The sequence below is a fragment of the Embleya sp. NPDC059213 genome (genome assembly GCF_042754445.1).
Lineage (GTDB): Bacteria > Actinomycetota > Actinomycetes > Streptomycetales > Streptomycetaceae > Embleya.
In genome coordinates this window covers 1-1898 of record NZ_JBHZAV010000402.1, presented here as the reverse complement: position 1 = coordinate 1898, position 1898 = coordinate 1, and the positions used below count along the sequence as shown (strand labels likewise).

The 1898-nt window shown below is 69.7% G+C and carries 1 protein-coding gene; it reads right to left on the bottom strand.

Annotation, left to right across the window (positions count from 1 at the left end; all coding sequences use genetic code 11):
• Positions 1 to 68: 68 nt before the first annotated feature.
• A complete protein-coding gene (locus tag ACFXMF_RS47625; protein ID WP_380021338.1) occupies positions 69 to 1898 on the bottom strand; it encodes a LamG-like jellyroll fold domain-containing protein in 1830 nt (609 codons plus the stop codon).

Below are 1898 nucleotides of genomic sequence, written 5' to 3'. Positions count from 1 at the left end.
GTCGGATCCGAGGCGACGTCGCCTCGGATCCGACCCGGCCGCGTGGCTTCCGCCGCCGCCCGCGCGTCTCAGCGGCCGGTCATGAACGCGTCCGGTCGCAGTGCCCGATCCACGATCCGGACGTCGCCGACCCAGGCGTTGAGCGTCTGGTCCAGCTTGCCGTCGTACGCGTAACCACCCAGCATCCAGGGCAGGTTGAGCGTGGTCAGGCCGATCGAGCGGGCCGTCGGATTGCGGACCACCGGACAACCGTCGACGTACATCGTGGTCTGCCGGGAGTCGTTGACGACGGCGACGTGCCACCACGTGTCCGACCGGAGTTCGTGACTCCAGTTGGTGGCCGACCCGTCGCTGTTCAACGGATAGACGCACCACTGGAGTTCGCGACCGCCGGACAGACTCAGCGTGACCACCGGCTCCTGCGGATCACCCTGTTTGCGTGCCTCGCCGCTCATGCCCCAGCGGCTCAGCAGCGCCGACCACGCGTCCCGGCCCCCGTCCCAGTCGGCGGGCAGCTTGAAGAACGCCTCGATCGTGTAGCCGGAGCGGAACGTCGCGGTGTTCAACGGCGCGTTGTTCGCGGTCTGGAGATGGCCCCCGCGCAGCGGCGACTTGCCGCCGGCGAGTCGGATGCTGCCGTGCCCGGGCTGGTCCGGGTGGAACTGATGGGACCAACTGACCGAACCGGGCGCCGCGCCCGGAGCCGACACCAGGGTGAGGTCGTTGCCGCGCCCGGACAGGTCGGGGAAGCGCCGCCCGCCGGGGATCGACTCGCCGTCCCGTTGGGGGCCGTCGAAGCGCCAGTAGGCGAGCGTGCCGGGGATCACCATGCGCTGGGCGGGACGGGCCGCGCGCTGCGGGATCGGGGCGAAACCCTCGAAGCGCCGGTCGAAGTCGATCGGCACCGAGAAGTAGTCCTCCGGGCCGGTCAATTCCATCTCGCGGCGTTCGAGGTCGTTGAGACCGCGACTGTGTCGGCCGAGGATCCACGGCGAGAGCGTCTCGATGTCGATCGTGTTGCGGTCGAGGTCGAAGTGGTAGAGCCGGATCATCGCGGCGCCGCCGAAGTAGCGGTTCTGGTAGTTGGTGATGTGCAGGTGCACGTCGTGGCCGGCGTCGTTCTTCTTCGTCGTGCGACCGGCCGGCCAGTAGTGGCCGTTGAGCGTGAGGAAGATCTGGTCGTTGCCCTTGATCAGGTCGTTCCACAGGTGTCCGCCGTGCTCGGAGAACTCCGCCTCCTGGCCCGGCCGGTCGGCCGAGACGAGTTCGTGGCTGGTCAGGATCACCGGCGTGTGCGGATGGTCGGCCATCACCTTCTTCGCCCACGCGATGCCGGCCGGCGAGGGCCGCCAGTCCAGCGCGAGGACCAGCCACTCGCGGCCCGCGGCGCGGAACAGGTGGTAGGTGTTGTAGCCGTCCGGAGTCGCCCCGCCGAAGGAGCGCTTGCCCCGGAACCGTTGCGGCCCGAACGTGTCCAGGTACGGCGAACGCCCGCGCCGGTCGTCGGTGTTGGAATCGATGTCGTGGTTCCCGGCCAGCACGCTGTACCCGACGCCCTTGCGGTCGAGCATCTCGAACGCCCGGCCGATCCCGTCGAATTCGGCCTTGCGGCCGTTCTGGGTGAGGTCGCCCAGGTGCGACATGAAGACGATGTTGTCCTCGCGCGCGTGCTCCAGGATGTATCGGAAGGACGCCTCGATCGGGGCGCTGGTGATGCTCGGCTCGTCGAACAGGTACTGGGTGTCCGGCATCACGACCATGGTGAACCGGCGGCTGTCGCCGTCCGGACGCCACGCCGGCAGATGTTGCGCGTCCACCGCCGAATCGGCCGCCGCGGCACCGGCCGCGTCGTCGGCGCCCGCGGCGGCGACCGGGGAGGCGACCACCGCACCCGCCAC